Raw genomic sequence first — 18,222 nt, forward strand, 5'->3', positions numbered from 1 at the left:
TTTACTTGAAGCCAAGCAGGACGGACATTACGCTTCTGCCCTGCTTGTTCACACGTGCTGCGCGGATTTTAGCGGTGCTAACACCGTGCTTGACGAGCGCCGCTCTACTCTACTTCTCTACGAAGGCCCGCTCAATCACGTAATGACCCAAATCGCCGCCCCGAGCTTCCTTGAAACCCATTTCATCAAGGATGGAGCAGGTGTCCTTGAGCATGCTCGGGCTGCCACAGATCATAAACCGGTCGTCTTCAACATTCAGGTCAGGCAAACCAAAATCACCGGTTATCTTGCCACTCTGCATGGCGCGGGTAAGTCTACCCTCATTGCGGAAAGGCTCACGAGTAACCGTTGGGTAATATTCAAGCTTGCCCTTAACCATCTCGCCGAAAAATTCGTTTTCTGGAAGTTCTTCAATTTCTTGCTGATACGCAAGCTCCGACACATATCTCACGCCGTGGGTTAGGATGACCTTATCAAATGCCTCATAAATTTCAGGGTCTTTGATGATGCTCATGAATGGCGCCAGCCCGGTACCGGTACTGATCAACCAGAGGTTTTTCCCGGGCAGCAGGTTATCCAAAATCAGAGTTCCGGTAGGCTTGCGACTCACCAAAATTTCATCGCCGACCTGAATCTTCTGCAGGCGGGACGTTAGCGGGCCGTCTTGCACCTTGATTGAGAAAAACTCTAGCTCTTCTTCGTAATTTGCACTGGCGATACTGTAAGCGCGCATCAAAGGCTTACCCTCAGACTCCAGACCAATCATTACAAAGTGGCCGTTCTTGAATCGAAATCCAGGATCACGACTGGTCTTGAAGCTGAACAGGGTGTCGTTCCAGTGATGTACGCTGGTAACTGTTTCTCTTATCAAGTTACTCATAAAAACCTCTTGCCTGTCCGGTTCGCTATTGACGGCGAATGTTGCAAATATGAATTGCCTAAAGTCTATCCCACCTCTAACCTATCGATGAAATGGGATATTCCCATAACCTTATTCGGCTACATCGATTTAGAGCATTTTGTTATGAAATACAGCTTCCGGCAACTCGAAGTCTTTTTAGCAGCGGCGCACTTCCAGAACATTACCCGTGCGGCCGAATCGCTGGCTATGTCTCAGTCTGCGGCCAGCAGTGCGCTCAAAGAACTGGAAAACCAATTTGATATCCAGCTGTTTGATCGTGTTGGCAAGCGCCTCCAACTGAATGAGCTCGGGCGACTATACCGACCCAAAGTAGAAGCGGTGCTAGCTCAAGCGACAGAGCTGGAACAGGCTTTTAGCAAACATTCCGAAGTTGGCGCATTAAAAGTTGGAGCCACCTTAACAATAGGTAACTATCTGGCCGTTGGCGTTATGGCCCAATACATGAATACCCCTACTCAGCCCAAGGTGTCGTTGGAGGTGGCCAATACCAGCACCATCGCGCGCCGGGTCAAAGACTTCGAACTTGATATCGGCCTTATCGAAGGCGAACTACAATCATCGGAACTTGAAGTCTTGCCTTGGCGCGGAGATCAATTGGTAGTGTTCTGTTCACCTTCGCACCCATTGGCAAAAAAAGGAACATTAACAGACGAGGATCTTCGCGACGCGACTTGGATCATGAGGGAGGAAGGCTCCGGAACTCGCCAGAGCTTTGATCGCGGCATGCACGGCCTACTTCCAAACCTAAACGTACTGCTGGAACTGGAACATACAGAAGCCATCAAGCGGGCCGTGGAAGCGAATCTGGGCATAGGCTGCTTGTCGGAGGTGGTACTTGAAGATGCTTTCAAGCGCGGCAGCTTGGTGCCACTGAAAACGCCCGAAAGCCGGAACTTTGAACGCCAGTTCTATTTCATACTGCACAAACAGAAGTACCGGAGTGCAGGCATTGATGCGTGGATCGGGCTCTGCCGTGCGCTTGCCTGAACCTCATCTCACACGTCAGGTCACCGGCCCGCTATGAAAGCGGAACTCGCTATCCGGTTCCAGAATGAGCTGCTGTTCAATTGCCGTGAACTCTGCCACCCGCTCATCCACTGGGCCTTGATTGGCCTGCACGGCCAACTCAAGATAGTCGCGATAGTGGCGCGCCTCTGACTTGAGCAAGCTACTATAGAAAGCCGCCAGCTCCTCATCTAAAAATGGAACCAGTGCGGCAAACCGTTCGCATGAGCGGGCTTCGATGATAGCGCCCACAATCATCACATCCACCAGCCGCCCGGGGTCATCCGTGCGCACCTCCTTGCGCAAGCCTGCAGCATACCTCGCAGGAGTTAGGTGGCAATAGGGCACGCCGCGCTTGTCAATAATCGCCAAAACCTGCTCGAAGTGGCGCAACTCCTCCCGTGCCAACCGGGACATTTTGTTGAGTAGATTGCTATTATCAACATAACGGTACATCAAGCTGAGCGCTGTAGATGCGGCTTTTTTCTCACAATGAGCGTGGTCTATCAGCATCAAATCCTGATTAGCCAGCGCGTTATCAATCCACTGCTGCGGCGTAACACACGGCAGAAACTCATGGATTTCTTGAAGCGCTTGGGGCATGGAATCGTTTTTTTGGTTCATAGAAGCGGCAACGTCAATTCAAAGGACCGGCGATTATAGCGCACCTATCAGCTTTCTCCGACCTCTGTCCAGCTTAACTTTATAAGGGCTTTCCTATAGAATACAGCGCCAACTTACGGTCTTTCCGCCATAAAACTCCCGCCAGGCGTATTGCCAAATGTGCGGGACATACCAACTGATGAGGGTTCATATCGTGTTAGAAGCTTACCGTGAACACGTTGCAGAACGTGCCGCTCTGGGCATCCCCCCCAAGCCATTGAACGCCGAGCAGACTGCAGCTCTGGTTGAACTATTGAAAAATCCACCAGCCGGTGAAGAAGAAACACTGGTAGACCTGCTGGAAAATCGTATTCCGCCAGGCGTAGATGAAGCCGCCTATGTAAAAGCTGCCTTTCTGAGCGCGATTGTTAAAGGCGAAGCCTCTTCCCCTCTGATCGACAATAAAAAAGCGGTACAGCTGCTAGGCATGATGCAGGGTGGCTACAACATTTCTACGTTGGTTGACCTACTGGACAACGCCGAACTGGCAGAGTTGGCCGGTGAAGAACTTAAGCACACACTGCTGATGTTTGACGCATTCAACGACGTTAAAGAAAAAATGGATGCTGGCAACACCGTTGCCAAATCTGTTGTTGAGTCCTGGGCTAACGCCGAGTGGTTCACCAAGAAAGACAAGGTTCCTGAAAGCACTAAGATGGTGGTCTTCAAGGTTACCGGCGAAACCAACACCGACGACCTGTCTCCGGCTCCGGATGCCTGGTCCCGCCCGGACATCCCGCTGCACGCCCGCGCTGCCTACAAAATGGAACGCGATGGCCTGAAGCCGGAAGAGCCCGGTGTTACTGGCCCTATGAGCCAGATCGATGAAATCAAAGCCAAAGGCCTACCTGTTGCTTTCGTTGGCGACGTTGTTGGTACTGGTTCTTCCCGTAAATCCGCTACCAACTCGGTGCTGTGGTTCTTCGGCGAGGACATTCCGGGTGTGCCGAACAAGCGTGCTGGTGGTGTTTGTATTGGTAACAAGGTTGCCCCAATCTTCTTCAACACTATGGAAGATGCGGGCGCACTGGTATTCGAAGCACCTGTAGACAACATGAACATGGGCGATGTTATTGAAATCCGCCCATACGAAGGCAAGATTTTGAACGAAGCCGGTGAAACCATCTCCGAGTTCGATTTCAAATCTGACGTTATTCTGGATGAAGTTCAGGCTGGCGGCCGTATTCCTCTGATCATCGGCCGTGGCCTCACTGCCAAGGCGCGTGCTGCCCTGAATCTGGGCGCAACCGACCTCTTCCGTCTTCCGAAAGATCCGGAAGCTGGAACTAAAGGCTTCACTCTGGGCCAGAAGATGGTCGGCAAGGCTTGTGGCCTGGAAGAAGGTCAAGGCGTTCGCCCCGGCACCTACTGCGAGCCACACATGACCACCGTTGGCTCTCAGGACACAACCGGTCCGATGACTCGCGACGAACTGAAAGATCTGGCGTGTCTGGGCTTTCAGGCAGATCTGGTTATGCAGTCTTTCTGTCACACAGCGGCTTACCCGAAGCCGGTTGACGTTGAAATGCAGCACACCATGCCAGACTTCATTCAAACCCGTGGCGGTGTTGCCCTTCGCCCAGGTGACGGCATCATCCACTCCTGGTTGAACCGCATGCTACTGCCAGACACAGTCGGCACCGGTGGTGACTCCCACACCCGCTTCCCAATGGGCATTTCTTTCCCGGCCGGTTCTGGTCTGGTCGCTTTTGCAGCAGCAACCGGCGTTATGCCTCTGGACATGCCTGAGTCTGTGCTGGTTCGCTTTAAAGGCGAAATGCAGCCGGGTATCACTTTGCGTGATCTGGTACATGCCATTCCCCTCTACGGTATCAAACAAGGCATGCTGACCGTTGAGAAGAAAGGCAAGATCAACGAATTCTCAGGTCGCATTCTGGAAATCGAAGGCCTCGAGAGCCTGACTGTTGAACAAGCATTTGAGCTGTCTGACGCATCTGCCGAGCGCTCCGCTGCGGGTTGTACCATCAACCTGTCTGAAGAGTCTGTAGCAGAGTACCTGCGTTCCAACATCACTATGCTGCGCTGGATGATCACTGAAGGTTACGGTGACGCGCGCACTCTGGAGCGCCGTGCACAGCAGATGGAAGAATGGCTAGCCAATCCGAAGCTTATGCGTGCTGACAAAGACGCTGAGTATGCACACGTTGTAGAAATCGATCTGGCGGACATCAAAGAGCCGATCGTGTGCTGCCCGAACGATCCGGACGACGCACGCACGTTGTCCGAAGTAGCTGGCGACAAGGTGGACGAAGTGTTCATTGGCTCCTGCATGACTAACATCGGCCACTTCCGCGCTGCTGGCAAACTGCTTGAGGCGAACAAAGAACCGCTGAAAACTCGCCTCTGGATGTCTCCACCAACCAAGATGGACCAGGCGCAACTGATGGAAGAAGGTTACTTCAACATCTATGGTACTGCAGGTGTGCGGACTGAAATGCCAGGTTGTTCATTGTGCATGGGCAACCAGGCGCGTGTAGCGGCCAAGAGTACTGTGTTGTCAACATCCACCCGTAACTTCCCGAACCGGTTGGGGGATGGTGCAAACGTGTACCTGACCTCTGCGGAACTGGCAGCTGTAGGCGCCATCCTAGGCAAACTACCCTCAGCTGAGGAGTACATGGAGTACGCCAAGGATCTGAACAGCATGTCTTCAGAGATTTACAAGTACCTGAACTTCGACCAGATGGAGAACTACACCAAGAAGGCTGCTGAAGCGGATATCGCGTAAGCAATCACCTTTTAAGGTTTAGCTCCACAAAAAACGCCAACCTCCGGGTTGGCGTTTTTTGTGGTCGCACTCTCTGGTTAGTTAGTAGAACACCAGCCGAACCAGTATTGCGCCCGCCATAAACAAGGTAATCCACTTTACCCACTGCGCGCCCTTCTCACTCAAATTCACTTTAACGGCCACAAAAGCGCCCGTGATGTTGCCAGCGGCGAGAACCAAGCCCACACCCCACCGAACCTGATCATTAATGGCAAATACCATCAAAGCTGGAACGGTGTATAACAAAATAATAGACACTTTGAACACATTGACCTGCCGAAGATCTATACGCAGCATGCGGTACAAAACAACGATAAACAGGGCGCCCACACCCACCTGAATAAAGCCGCCGTAAACACCAATTAAAAACATGGCAGCATAAATAACCGGGCCAAGCCGCTCGGGAGTTAGCGGATTGGTATCTACCTTAGGCTGGGGTAGCAACATAAACACAGATGCACCAATCATGGCAGCGATCAGCACCACCTCAAATATAGCATCAGCGACCCAAGTCGCTATCCAAGCACCCAATAGCGACCCTAGAACAGCCGGCACAGCAAGATGCAAGCTTACCCTGAGGTTGCCATGACCGAGGCGCTTGAAGCCCGCCACCGCTGTTGTACTCTGTAGAATGATTGCAACCCTGTTGGTGCCGTTGGCAACCTGCGGCGGCAAACCCAGAAGCATTAGCAGCGGTAGAGTAAGCATAGAACCGCCTGCCGAAAGTACATTAATGAACCCTGCTATACTACCGAGCGCCAGCAGTGCCATTACATCAAGTGCTGTCATGCTGCGCTCGACTACTCCAGACCAATACTGCAAGAAAAACAATCAGCCCCGCACCATCCACCAGTATCTGTCCATGGGGCCAGAGCATAAGGGCGCCGAGGGGAAACAATAGAATCCTCACCAGCAGGTTGAGCTTGTGCTCAAGATAACCTTCAAGGCCTGCAATAATGGCGTAGATACCAAATAGCCCAAAACAAAACACCTGAATCATTTCGGTGAAATCGCCGGTGATGAGAGGCGAGAAGGCAAACAGCAAAGGCACTATATACAATCCCTTGGCAAGCTTCCAGGCGGTAAACCCGGTGCGCATCTGCGGCGTTCCCGCGATAGCGGCAGCAGCGAAGGCAGTCAAGCAAACCGGTGGCGTAACGTTAGAATCCTGCGACAACCAAAAAATAATCATGTGGGCTGCCACTAACAACATCGAAAGAGCAGCCGGAGATAACGCTTGCTCTAAAAGTTGGCTACTGAAGGTATCCGGCACCAAAGCGAGCATCTCCCGGGCGGTTGCCACATCCATAGGCGCATCTAGCAGCGGCAGCCGCTCAGGCGCGGCAAGCATAAAGATGGCTTTGGCCTGATCCGGTAAATTGCCGCTTACCATGAGCTCGACCAACTGGCTCTGAGCGATGAGATTATAAATCGCCGGTGCCGATAGTGTCGCAAGCACAATATAGGCAGCAGTTACAGGCAGCCCCATCCCCAAGATTAACGAAGCCAAAGCCACAAGAAGGATGGTAATTAACAAACTTCCACCGGCCCAGTCGGTAATCATCAGCGAAAAGGTATTGCCTATACCCGTCGTGGACACAACCATCACAATGAGGCCCACTGTGATCAACAGTATCGCAGTCGTCGTGATATTTCGGGTACCCATCGCCAGAGCATCGAAGATATCCCTAAACCCCATAGGGTTCTTTGAAAGCCAAGACGCCAAGATAACCGACACAATGGCTATCCCCGCCGCATAAGTTGGAGTGAATCCATACACAAGGGCCGCAACCAAAACGATCAACGGCAGGAGAAAATGCCAGCCACCCTTAAGAACGTCTTTGAGTGACGGCGCAGCGTCGTCTTCCAATTTGACCGCATGGCTGCGCTTGGCCTCAATACGAACAAACATGGCTACAGAAATGAAATAAAGAAGAGCAGGCAGAGCCGCAACGCCAATAATGGTTAGGTAAGACACCTGCGTATATGAGGCCATGATAAATGCTCCTGCCCCCATCACCGGGGGCATAAGCTGGCCACCTGTAGAGGCCGCCGCTTCTACACCAGCCGCAAAGCGCGCTGGAAAGCCCGCCTTACGCATCAGCGGAATGGTAATTACACCGGTTGAAACCGTATTGGCAACACTGGAGCCAGAGACCGACCCCATGAGGCCGGAAGCAAATACCGCGACAAACCCAGGGCCACCCACAAAGCGCCCTGCAGCGCAGCGCGCCAATTCTATGATGAAATCACCTGCCCCAGACTTAACCAGAAAAGCACCGAACAAAATGAACATGAACACGTAGGTCCAAGAAATTCGGGCGATAGAGCCTAACATTCCTTGGCCGCCGATATAGGAACGATACAAAACCGTCTCCCAAGACAAGCCGGGGAAATTGAAAATACCTTCAACATACTGGCCCCACCAAGCCACATACGTTAATGCCACCGCACATAGAACGGGGATAAACCAGCCCACGGTGCGGCGCGCCAGTTCCAATATAAGTGCGACTGATACGATGGAAACAAGCCAGTCGCCGGTGTCAAAATTAAACCCGCGCTGATACAAATCATCCTCAAAGAGGATCAAGTAAAAAGCACAGGCCAGCGCGGTAAACCCGAGCATAAGGTCAATGCCAAGCACGAACCACTGCCCGCTTGCAGAGCGGGCCCTAAACATCGGCGTGGTCAGAGTACAAATCAGACCAAAAAGACCGAAGTGTAGAGCAGAACTCCACAACTCCGACAAGGTAGAGAACGTGTTGAAGTAGAGGTGAGCGAGAGCCGTTGCAATTGCAAGCCAGAAGACCACCGGCCCGATCAGCCGGTGCTCTAAGCGCTCAGTTGCCTCGCTTGCACTCTCGTCACGAACCGCAACTTCAGGCTCGTTATGTGTATTATCTGCCACCATTACTGCGCAATCAGGCGATCAGGAATCTTCAACCCCTGTTCCTTATAGAAACGCGCCGCACCTGGATGGAGTGGCATAGGTAAGCCAGCAATCGCTTTTTCAAGGGCCATCGCTTTGGTTGCCGGATGGATGTTGTTTAGGAACGGTAGGTTTTCATAGATAGTTTTGGTGATTTCGTACACATCGTTCTCTGTCACATCGTCTCGGACAGCCAGAATGTTAGGCTGTGCGATGGTGTTGATGTCTTCGGCTTGCTTCGGGTAGGTGCCGGCTGGAATGGTGTAGGCTGTCCATAACTCAAAATCACTATTGACCTGCGCAATCTGGTCCGGCGTGAAATCCAGAGTAGTAAGCTTCTCACCCATGTTGGCGTACGCTCTTGTCACTGCCGCTGCAGGTACGCCCGCCGGTATGTTCATACCATCAATATTGCCATTCTGTAGAGCATCGGCACTCGGACCGTAGCCTTGATAAGCAAGGTTGACCTTCTCCAGATCAATGCCGACTTTACCCAAAATGAAGCGGCCAGAGCCTTCGGTTCCTGAGTTTCTAGCGCCAATAGAAAAACTCTCCCCATAGAGATTCTTCATATCTTCAATGGTGCCGGTTTTCGAAACCTTATTGGTCACTACAAAATGCTCAACGTTCTGCCAAAGCATGGATACAGAACGCAGATTTTTATAGGCCTTGGGGACAGGCCCCGTACCATTCCACGCATATGCACCGTAAAGCCCTTGGAGAATGCCGAATTGGATCTGGTCTTCGTCCATAAGTTTCAGGTTTTCGCCAGAACCTGCGGAACTGATTGCGGAAACCGATATGTTCGTTGAGGGCTCAAGCTTCACCTTGATTAGTGTTGAAATAGCCACGCCTACGGGGTAGTAGGTTCCACCCGTCGTCGCTGTACCCATAACGTAGTTGCCTTCGGCCTGAACCCCGGCCGAAAGCGTAACCATTGCGGCCGCCAACAGGCCCGATGCACACTTCAACATCTTGTTCTTTCTCATAAAACTGCTCCTTTTGTCATTGTTTTTAGCGCATTCGTCTGAATCTAGCCCATTAAAGATAGTCCCTAGTGTCCCGTCTGGCTAATTCCTTAATCTATCGAACCACTGAGGGCTTTAAGAGTTGGGCGCACTAAGCAAAAAAAAGGGCCCCCGCAGGAGCCCTTTTCTTATTTCTAACGCCTTAAAATTTAGTTCAACTGCTTAGCTATGATCGACTGCCTGATACTCATTGGCATCGGAAGTGGCAAGACTCACCACCACGATAGCAATGAAGGAGGCTACGAAGCCAGGCATGATTTCATAAACGCCAGGGCCACCCATGAACTCACCGTTCCAGCCCAAAGATACCCAGATCATCGCGGTAGCTGCACCTGCGACCATACCCGCCAGTGCACCAGCACCGTTGGTACGCGGCCACATGAGCGCGAGAATAATCAGGGGACCAAACGCCGAACCGAAGCCCGCCCAGGCGTTACCAACCAAGCTCAAAACGTTTGAATTGGGGTCAGAGGCGATAACAGCAGCCACAAGACCAACCAACACCACACACACACGACCAACGTTTACACACTCGCGGTCACCCGCTTCTTTACGCAGGAACAAGCGGTAAAAGTCTTCTGTGAGTGACGAAGATGCCACCAGAAGCTGACTGGAGATAGTACTCATAACTGCGGCCAACAAGGCTGCATACAGGAAGCCTGTAATCAGCGGGTGGAACAGCAAGTCTGCAAGAATAATGAAGATGGTTTCGGGATCGTCAATTTGCATGCCATTACGCACTGCGTATGCGCGACCGAAGATACCCAGACCAATCGCGCCAATCAGCGAAATGGCCATCCAAGACATGCCGATGTTACGAGCAGTCGGTACTTCTTTAACTGAACGGATTGCCATGAAGCGAACGATGATGTGCGGCTGGCCAAAGTAGCCCAGGCCCCAGGTCACTGCTGAAAGCCATCCAATAAAGGTAAGTCCTTCTGTCCAAGAAAGCAGAGTGGGATCCACCTCATTCAACGTTGCTGTCGCCTGAGCAAAGCCGCCACCGCCTTCGCCGAATAGAACAACGGCCGGCATGAGAACCAGTGCAACCATCATGATGCAGCCCTGAACAAAGTCGGTCATGCTCACAGCCAAGAACCCGCCCACTACGGTGTAGGCAAGTACAACACCCAGCGTTATGACGATACCTACACCGTAATCACCCATACCACCGAAGGTGAAAATTCCGGCAAATGCACTTTCAAACAGCTTGCCACCTGCTACCAAGCCCGAGGCTGTGTACACCGAGAAAAACACCACAATAACCACTGCCGCTACAGTTCTAAGTGGTAGTGCCTTGGTGGGAAAGCGGTTTGCTAGGAAGGCCGGAATAGTCAGGGCGTTGCCATAATGCACTGTCTGTGCACGCAATCTAGGTGCAACGAGAACCCAGTTAATAAATGCGCCAACAAACAGACCAACACCGATCCAGGCAGAAGCCAGACCCGATACGTACATCGCGCCCGGAAGACCCAGAAGCAACCAGCCGCTCATGTCCGACGCGCCAGCAGACAAGGCTGCTACCTTGGGGCTGAGCCCCCTGCCACCAAGCATGTAATCCTCGGATGAGGAAGTTGATGTGCGCATCGCAAAAAGGCCGATGCCAATCATCACTGCAAAATAAGCAAATAGACTAATCCAAACACCAATAGCCATGGAACTCCTCCGGTTTAATGAGTCGGATTATATCCGCTCGCAAAGCACAGACCTGACGCGGGCGCCAGCTTACTGTGTCATTCTTCTTGTTTACTGGGATGTCTTTCGAACTTGAGCGAGGCAACGTGTCGCACTCTTAGCCTTAACTATAGTTAAGTATTGCCAATTTGCGACCGCCCCGACCAACAGATCGACAAGACGAGATTTGACACGACAAGCCTAGTATTACTACGTATTTGCGGCTTACAAAATCCTACGATTCTTTTATGGAATTCTACGGGAGTAGATTTATTTCAAAGCCGGTCAGGCAACAACGTCACGGGCCTGCAGTCTCGTGGGGGTAGTACCCTTGTGTTTGCGCAACGCATTCGTCAGGGCACTTTGAGACGAGAAGCCAACACGATAACTGATTTCCGACACCGAAAGAGACGTTGAAGCTAAAAGATTAATAGCCTGATTGAGACGTGCTTGTAACAAAAATTGGTGCGGCGTAGTTCCAACCACTTCGCGAAATACTTCATGGAAGCGGCTTACACTCAAGCAGGCCTCACTGGCTAATTCCTGCACGCTAATCTTCCGATGCAGATTGGCTCGTATGTAGCGCTGCATGGCGTCTGGGCTGAGACTGTGGCGAGTGGGCGCCACCACCTTAGGGTCCACGACTCTATCGGCCATGCAATAGAGGATGCTAGCGGCGAGATGAGCGTGCATTGCAAGATTACCGGGCGAACGGTCAAACTCGCTAGCCGCAAACTGAACCAACCCCTGCAAACTGCTGTCCATCTGGATCGTTCGGGGCTTTTCGAACACACGAACCATGCGCTCATAGTCGGCATGGTTCGGAGTAGCCATAGCAGGAGCCGAGGGGTCGAGATTAATGACCATCACGTGGTTTTGTTGATCACCACAGTAATCATGCTTGGCTTCTGTAGGCACAAAGCAGGCTTTCCAGGTGTCCAGATGAGAGCCGGTTCCATCAACACTCAAATCTGCCTCACCCTGAACACCGATGACTATCTGGTGATGTTCATGACGGTGCTGGTGAGATGCGATTGGGAGCTTGAGTAAACGGGCATCCAGCATAGACGCAACCGGAACCTTAGAGTGAGAATGTAACTCAATTAAAGCAGATCTGACCCGAACTTGCACATAAGTTCGCGAATATGGGTACTGACTTGCTCCAGTGACCCTGCTGCATCCACGATATTATAGCGGGACGGTTCAGCGTCAGCGCGGACCAGATAGGTATCGCGAATACGCTGAAAAAAAGAAACCGTCTCTTGTTCGAAACGATCCAGCTGCCCCCGATGCCTCGCCCGCATCATGCCGGTTTCGACTGGCGCATCCAATAACACCACGTGGTCTGGACGCATCTCCCCCTGCACTAAGGTTTCCAATAAAGCAATTCGCTCGCTTGGCACGCCACGGCCTCCGCCCTGATAAGCAAATGTGGCATCGGTAAAACGATCACAAAGTACCCACTGCCCCTTCTCCAACGCAGGAAGAATAAGTGTGTGCAAGTGCTGTGCGCGGGCAGCAAACATTAGTAGCAATTCAGTGAGATCGTTCACCGACTCGTCCCGCGGCGACAAAAGCACTTCTCGAATCGCTTCAGCCAGAGGCGTGCCACCCGGCTCTCGGGTCACTATACAGTCAATCCCTAGTTCTTTAAGGGTTTCAGCAGCGTTAGTGATCTGGGTCGACTTGCCCACACCCTCGGACCCCTCGAAGGTAATAAAGCGGCCACGGACAGTCATTTGTTCTCATCCTTGTCGGGAGCAGGTGAAGACCGGTAATCCGACCGGCGGTTGAGCTGAAACGCGCGTACGGCTTTTTGGTGCTCAGCTAACGTGTTGGAGAACTTATGGGTACCGTCACCGCGAGCAACAAAATACAAAGCCTTGCCGGAGCCCGGATGCAACGATGCATGAATGGCTTCACGGCCCGGCAAAGCAATGGGTGTTGGGGGCAACCCGCTAATGCGGTAGGTGTTATATGGCGTGTGGATGCGCAAGTCTTTGCTGCCTATGCGGCCTTTATACTTATCTCCCATGCCATAGATTACGGTGGGATCCGTCTGCAATCGCATGCCCTTTTGCAGTCGCCGGACAAATACGCCCGCTACTTGATCCCGCTCGTGGGGGGCACCGGTTTCGCGCTCTACAATGGAGGCCATAATCAAAGCCTCATATGCATTATCGTATGGCAGGCTCTTGGCGCGGCTCTCCCACTCCTCCGCAAGCACGGACTCCATGCGACGAAATGAACGTCGGAGCAAATCAAGGTCCGATTCACTGCTGGTAAACAGGTAAGTGTCGGGGAAAAACCGCCCCTCGGGATGCTCTCCCTCTGCACCAACAGCTTCCATGATTTGAGCATCCGACCATTCAGACGTAAGCTTCTCAAGGCGCTCGGTGACTGCGAGAGCTGAGCGCATGTCGCGGAAGGTCCAACCCTCAATAAACTGCACTGACCAATGTTTGGTATCGCCCGCAACCATTTTAGAAAGCATAGCTTCAGCGCTCATGCCATCGGTAAACTCATACTCCCCTGCCTTTATTCTGGCCTGATCGGGAAACAAACGACCGTAAATTCGCACCCACAGGCTATCTTCAACCAGTTTGCGGCTGCGCAACTGCCGGGCCACATCGTTAAAGGTTGTGCCATTAGGAACATCAAACAGCACCGGCTCAGTTAAAGTAACCGGCTTTGACAGTGACCCAAGCCCCTGCCAAACCCATAGCCCCGAGCCCGCACCAATAAGCACGGCAGCACAAATTACCGCGATAAGAAGTTTCTTGAACAAGCGAATTATTCCAACAGTTCGAGAGGATTAAAGATTGTCGCAACTCCATCATCTGCAGGCAAATCCTGACCAGCAAGTTGGCGCACGGGAACAATGCCCAAAACACTGTTCAGAAGGTAAAGCCCCTGACAATCCGGAGCCATAACATCCCCGATACCCATGGCACGCTCTATAACAAGCTCCCCCTTTGCGCGGAGCCATTCCAACAACCACTGCCGTAGTATGCCAGCAACGGCAAGGCTTTTGGTGGGCGGGGTTACCCAACCATTTGGCACCTTAAGAAGTAAATTGGTACGGGTACCCTCAACCAAATTCCCGTCATTGTCAGCCATGATGACTTCAAACAACTCGCCATCAATCTCTCTTGCAGCCATCACTTGTTCCAGCCGATTAAGAGACTTAATGCCGGTAAGCAAAGGGTTCACTGTAAGCGGAACCCGGGAGAAATCCACAGCAACACCTGCGGGGGTTGGCAATGTAGGCATAGGGCTAGCGGACACAATTAGATTCGGCCGTATACCGGCACCGGGCTGGTACCCACGCCCCCCTTCACCTCTGGTTAGGGTCAATTTGAGAATCCAATCGTCGCCTGCCTTACCAGTGTATCGAGATACGTAACGGCTAACGGCGGCACTGTAGGCTTTGCTTAGATCTCTGAGTGCGACCGGGATGCCTAACCTTCCCGCATCGCGAACCATGCGGTCTAGGTGGCGCGATAAAAGCACACCTCGATTACCGTGCATTCTTATGGTTTCGAAAAGGCCGTCACCGTATACCGCACCTCGGTCACCTGCGGGAAAGCCACTTTCATCAGCCCAATACAGGTTGAACATAGCGCCTTAGCCTTCGAAGCGGCGCATAATCAAAGTGCCGTTGGTGCCACCAAAGCCGAACGAGTTAGAGAGAACCACACGCACGTCGGATTTGCGACAGGTGTTAGGCACCAGATCCAGATCGCAGCCTTCATCCGGGTTATCGAGATTAATCGTTGGCGGCAGCACACCATCGCGTATAGCTAGCAGCGAAAAAATAGCTTCAACGGCACCAGCAGCACCCAGCAAATGCCCAGTCATGGATTTGGTACTACTCATAGCAAGTCGAGCCGCGTGGCTACCAAATACGCGCTTGGCCGCAGCAATTTCAGCCACATCACCGACCTGTGTTGAGGTACCATGGGCATTGATGTAATCAACATCTTCCGGCTTCAGTCCAGCATCCCGCAATGCATTCTGCATTGATTTGGCGGCGCCTTCACCGGCTTCTGGCGGCGCTGTAATGTGGTGGGCATCATCGCTCATGCCAAAGCCGACTAGCTCACCATAAATAGTGGCTCCACGCTTTTTAGCGTGCTCCAACTCCTCCATGACCACGACGCCAGCACCATCGCTGAGCACAAATCCGTCGCGATCCTTATCCCATGGGCGACTGGCTTGCTCGGGCTCGTCATTACGGGTTGAAAGTGCGCGGGCTGAGGCAAACGCAGCAATGCCGGTGCGAGTAGTTGCCATTTCAGAGCCACCAGCCAACATGACATCCGCATCACCATAGGCAATAGTGCGGGCAGCGTAACCAATGTTATGTGTACCCGTGGTGCAGGCAGTCACGATGGCAATATTGGGCCCACGATATCCGAAACGAATGGCTGCGTTGCCTGAAATCATGTTGATAACGGATGCTGGAACAAAGAAAGGCGACACCTTACGCGGGCCAGACTTGTCCATTGTCAGCACGCTTTTTTCGATGTATTCCAGCCCGCCAATACCCGAGCCGATAGCAATGCCCGCCCGGTCGAGATCCAGAGCCTCGTAATCCGCCAGACCACTATCATCAACGGCTTGTTGGGCTGCGATCAAACCATAGTGAATAAACGCATCCAGCTTTCTAGCTTCTTTGGAGGAGAGATAAGACTCCAGATCCAGATCTTTGATTGCACCACCAATGCGAGTGTTGTACTCAGACGCGTCAAAACGGTCGATCATTCCGATTCCGCTGCGCCCAGCTAAAATACCTTCCCAGGAAGACGCAACATCGTTTCCCAATGGAGACAGCATTCCCATACCAGTGATAACAACCCGCCGTTTACTCATAACTCCACTCACCTGATCGTTTCATCTATCGGCATTACTGAAGGGACCCGAAGCACGGGTGATTTTTGGCAATAAAAAAGCCGTCCTTCACTAAATGACAAGGACGGCTTTCGCCTGGCTAACTAAAATGCAGAGTATCAGGTATGCGCGACGATGTAGTCGATCGCGTCCTGAACACTGGCTAGCTTCTCGGCTTCTTCGTCTGGAATTTCAGTTTCAAATTCCTCTTCCAGTGCCATCACCAGCTCAACGGTGTCCAGTGAGTCAGCGCCAAGATCCTCAACAAAAGAAGATGAGTTCTGAACTTCGGACTCTTTAACGCCCAGTTGTTCACAAACAATCTTCTTAACGCGCTCTTCAACTGTACTCATAATGTCCTCACTTTGTGTATCTACCAAGCAACTCAAGTGCTGCCAGTTTAGTGTAAACCCTACCTGCAAACAAGCAGGGATCCGGTTAAACATGTTGTGCGACAAGGAGTTGCGCACGAGCCCCGAAACCGGAGCTTATCCCATGTACATCCCGCCATTTACATGAATGGTCTCTCCACTCACGTAACCGGCAGCATCCGATGCCAGAAAAGCAACAATAGCCGCCACTTCTTCCGGCTGCCCAAAACGACCCGCGGGTATGATTTCCAGCATAGCCTCGCGTTGCTTGTCGTCCAGTTTTTTTGTCATGTCTGTGTCGATAAATCCGGGCGCAACGCTGTTTGCTGTGATGCCCCGATTCGACATTTCTTTGGCCAGACTGCGGGTAAAGCCCTCAACACCGGCCTTCGCGGCACAATAGTTGGCCTGCCCAGCATTACCCATGCTCGCCACCACGGAGCTGACGTTAATAATGCGCCCCCAGCGTGCTTTTGCCATACCTCGAATAACAGCTTTACTCGTACGGTACACGCTTGAGAGGTTGGTTTCGAGCACCGATGCCCAATCGTCGTCCTTAAGCCGCATCAACAGATTATCACGGGTGATACCTGCGTTATTGACCAAAATCAGAGGTGCTGCTGATTTCTCTGCTATCGCTTTCAGACCCGCCTCAATGCTTTCAGGATCAGCTACGTTCATTACAATGCCATAGCCATTGGCACCCGCAGCCTTGAGCGTCTCTGTAATGGTTGCTGCGCCATCAGCGCTGGTCGCAGTACCCACAACCTCCGCACCCTGACTAGCAAGTACTAGAGCGATGGCTTTTCCGATTCCACGGGTAGCACCGGTTACCAGTGCTGTTTTGCCTTCCAGAGACATTTAGGACTCCCTTTTACCACGACTTATTTATCACGACGTTTTCAAAACATCATAAGAATGTTCTCAAGACATCCTTATGACTGTTCAAATGCAGCAAGCGCAGCCGTTAGCGACTCAGGGCTTTCCATGCCATGAACGGCGAGTCCTCGATCAATTCGCTTGGCCAAGCCGGCCAGCACTTTGCCAGTGCCACATTCAAGAGCGACCTTAACATCGCTCCCAACTAAAGTACGCATCGAATCCGCCCATAACACCGGCGAATAAAGCTGCTTTATCAGATTAGCCTTCAGTGTAGCCGAATCTGTAACAGCTGCAGCGTTAACATTCTGTATTACAGGAATGACAGCATCGTTAAAACGAACTACATCCAGAGCCTGAGCCAACTCTTCTGCGGCATCTTTCATTAGAGCGCAGTGGGACGGAACACTAACAGGCAGAGGCATGGCCTTACGGGCGCCTTTTGCCTTGCAGGCTTCAATGGCGCGCTCAACGGCTGTAGCCGAACCCGCAATCACCACCTGCCCCGGCGCATTAAAGTTCACTGCGGACACCACATCGCCGTTGGCCGCTTCATCACAGGCCGCAACAACGTCTGCATCCTCCAAACCAAGAATAGCAGCCATCTTACCTTCGCCTGCAGGAACGGCTTCTTGCATCAATTCGCCGCGCAAGCGCACAAGCTTGACAGCTTCGACAAAATCGAGGCTTTCAGCCGCCACTAGCGCACTGTATTCACCTAAACTGTGGCCCGCCAGAAAATCCGGCCGCGGCCCACCGGCCACAAACCACTCTCGCCACAATGCAACGCTGGCCGTCAGCATCGCTGGCTGGGTATTCATAGTCTGGTTGAGTTCTTCTGCCGGGCCTTTCTGGCACAGGTCCCACAGATCGTAGCCAAGCACGTTAGACGCTTCAGCGAAGGTTTTGTTGATCATGGGCCATGAATCGGCAGCACCGGATAGCATGCCAACCGATTGAGAGCCCTGTCCGGGAAATATAAAGGCTGATTTCATGAGCGGGATCTTATCGTTATTGGAAGTTTTGGGAGATTAGCCAATAGTACAACCTGGCTGATATTTGCGCGAGTA

At 52.2% G+C, this 18,222-nt stretch carries 16 protein-coding genes; 2 read left to right on the forward strand and 14 right to left on the reverse strand.

Translation table 11 applies throughout. From position 1 onward, the window contains the following. Positions 1-109: 109 nt before the first annotated feature. Complete coding sequence (locus tag KO508_RS15880) at positions 110-880, reverse strand: ferredoxin--NADP reductase (protein WP_216009266.1); 771 nt, start codon at positions 878-880, stop codon at positions 110-112. Between the two features lie 144 nt (positions 881-1,024). On the opposite strand from KO508_RS15880, the gene KO508_RS15885 reads away from it, so the two are divergent. Further along, a complete protein-coding gene (locus KO508_RS15885) occupies positions 1,025-1,909 on the forward strand; it encodes a LysR family transcriptional regulator (protein WP_216009267.1) in 885 nt (294 codons plus the stop codon). Positions 1,910-1,924: 15 nt separating this feature from the next. Here the strand turns inward: KO508_RS15885 and KO508_RS15890 are convergent, their stop codons facing one another. Next, entirely contained in the window at positions 1,925-2,530 is a 606-nt protein-coding gene (locus tag KO508_RS15890; RefSeq protein WP_216009791.1) for a tRNA-(ms[2]io[6]A)-hydroxylase, read from the reverse strand. Between the two features lie 214 nt (positions 2,531-2,744). On the opposite strand from KO508_RS15890, the gene KO508_RS15895 reads away from it, so the two are divergent. Next, positions 2,745-5,339, forward strand: a complete 2,595-nt coding sequence (locus KO508_RS15895; protein WP_216009792.1) for a bifunctional aconitate hydratase 2/2-methylisocitrate dehydratase — start codon at positions 2,745-2,747, stop codon at positions 5,337-5,339. A gap of 81 nt (positions 5,340-5,420) precedes the next feature. Here KO508_RS15895 and KO508_RS15900 read toward each other — a convergent pair whose 3' ends face one another. The 12 genes from KO508_RS15900 to fabD form a co-directional block, all read right to left on the reverse strand. Then, on the reverse strand, positions 5,421-6,167 hold the full coding sequence (locus tag KO508_RS15900) for a sulfite exporter TauE/SafE family protein (protein ID WP_216009268.1): 747 nt from the start codon (positions 6,165-6,167) through the stop codon (positions 5,421-5,423). Then, entirely contained in the window at positions 6,154-8,289 is a 2,136-nt protein-coding gene (locus tag KO508_RS15905) for a TRAP transporter permease (RefSeq protein WP_216009269.1), read from the reverse strand. The genes KO508_RS15900 and KO508_RS15905 overlap by 14 nt, the downstream gene beginning before the upstream one ends. Continuing rightward, positions 8,289-9,296 carry a TAXI family TRAP transporter solute-binding subunit gene (locus KO508_RS15910; protein WP_216009270.1) on the reverse strand — a complete coding sequence of 336 codons (1,008 nt, stop codon included), beginning with the start codon at positions 9,294-9,296 and terminating at the stop codon, positions 8,289-8,291. The genes KO508_RS15905 and KO508_RS15910 overlap by 1 nt, the downstream gene beginning before the upstream one ends. A gap of 201 nt (positions 9,297-9,497) precedes the next feature. Continuing rightward, positions 9,498-10,991 carry a sodium/proline symporter PutP gene (gene putP / locus KO508_RS15915; RefSeq protein ID WP_216009271.1) on the reverse strand — a complete coding sequence of 498 codons (1,494 nt, stop codon included), beginning with the start codon at positions 10,989-10,991 and terminating at the stop codon, positions 9,498-9,500. A 303-nt stretch (positions 10,992-11,294) separates the two neighbouring features. Next, the gene (locus KO508_RS15920; protein WP_216009272.1) at positions 11,295-12,074 is read right to left on the reverse strand and encodes a helix-turn-helix domain-containing protein; all 780 of its coding nucleotides are present in this window, start codon (positions 12,072-12,074) and stop codon (positions 11,295-11,297) included. A 38-nt stretch (positions 12,075-12,112) separates the two neighbouring features. Continuing rightward, positions 12,113-12,748 carry a dTMP kinase gene (gene tmk / locus KO508_RS15925; RefSeq protein WP_216009273.1) on the reverse strand — a complete coding sequence of 212 codons (636 nt, stop codon included), beginning with the start codon at positions 12,746-12,748 and terminating at the stop codon, positions 12,113-12,115. Next, positions 12,745-13,797, reverse strand: a complete 1,053-nt coding sequence (gene mltG / locus KO508_RS15930) for an endolytic transglycosylase MltG (protein ID WP_216009274.1) — start codon at positions 13,795-13,797, stop codon at positions 12,745-12,747. Before mltG ends, tmk begins: the two co-directional genes overlap by 4 nt. Positions 13,798-13,802: 5 nt before the next feature. Continuing rightward, on the reverse strand, positions 13,803-14,630 hold the full coding sequence (locus tag KO508_RS15935; RefSeq protein ID WP_216009275.1) for an aminotransferase class IV: 828 nt from the start codon (positions 14,628-14,630) through the stop codon (positions 13,803-13,805). A 6-nt stretch (positions 14,631-14,636) separates the two neighbouring features. Then, a complete protein-coding gene (gene fabF, locus KO508_RS15940; RefSeq protein WP_216009276.1) occupies positions 14,637-15,884 on the reverse strand; it encodes a beta-ketoacyl-ACP synthase II in 1,248 nt (415 codons plus the stop codon). Between the two features lie 137 nt (positions 15,885-16,021). Further along, the gene (gene acpP, locus KO508_RS15945; protein ID WP_012136033.1) at positions 16,022-16,255 is read right to left on the reverse strand and encodes an acyl carrier protein; all 234 of its coding nucleotides are present in this window, start codon (positions 16,253-16,255) and stop codon (positions 16,022-16,024) included. 135 nt (positions 16,256-16,390) lie between these two features. Beyond that, positions 16,391-17,134, reverse strand: a complete 744-nt coding sequence (fabG, locus tag KO508_RS15950; RefSeq protein WP_216009277.1) for a 3-oxoacyl-ACP reductase FabG — start codon at positions 17,132-17,134, stop codon at positions 16,391-16,393. 74 nt (positions 17,135-17,208) lie between these two features. Further along, entirely contained in the window at positions 17,209-18,147 is a 939-nt protein-coding gene (gene fabD / locus KO508_RS15955; protein WP_216009278.1) for an ACP S-malonyltransferase, read from the reverse strand. Between the last annotated feature and the right edge of the window lie 75 nt (positions 18,148-18,222).

It is taken from the genome of Marinobacter salexigens (assembly GCF_018860765.1).
GTDB classification, from domain to species: domain Bacteria; phylum Pseudomonadota; class Gammaproteobacteria; order Pseudomonadales; family Oleiphilaceae; genus Marinobacter; species Marinobacter salexigens_A.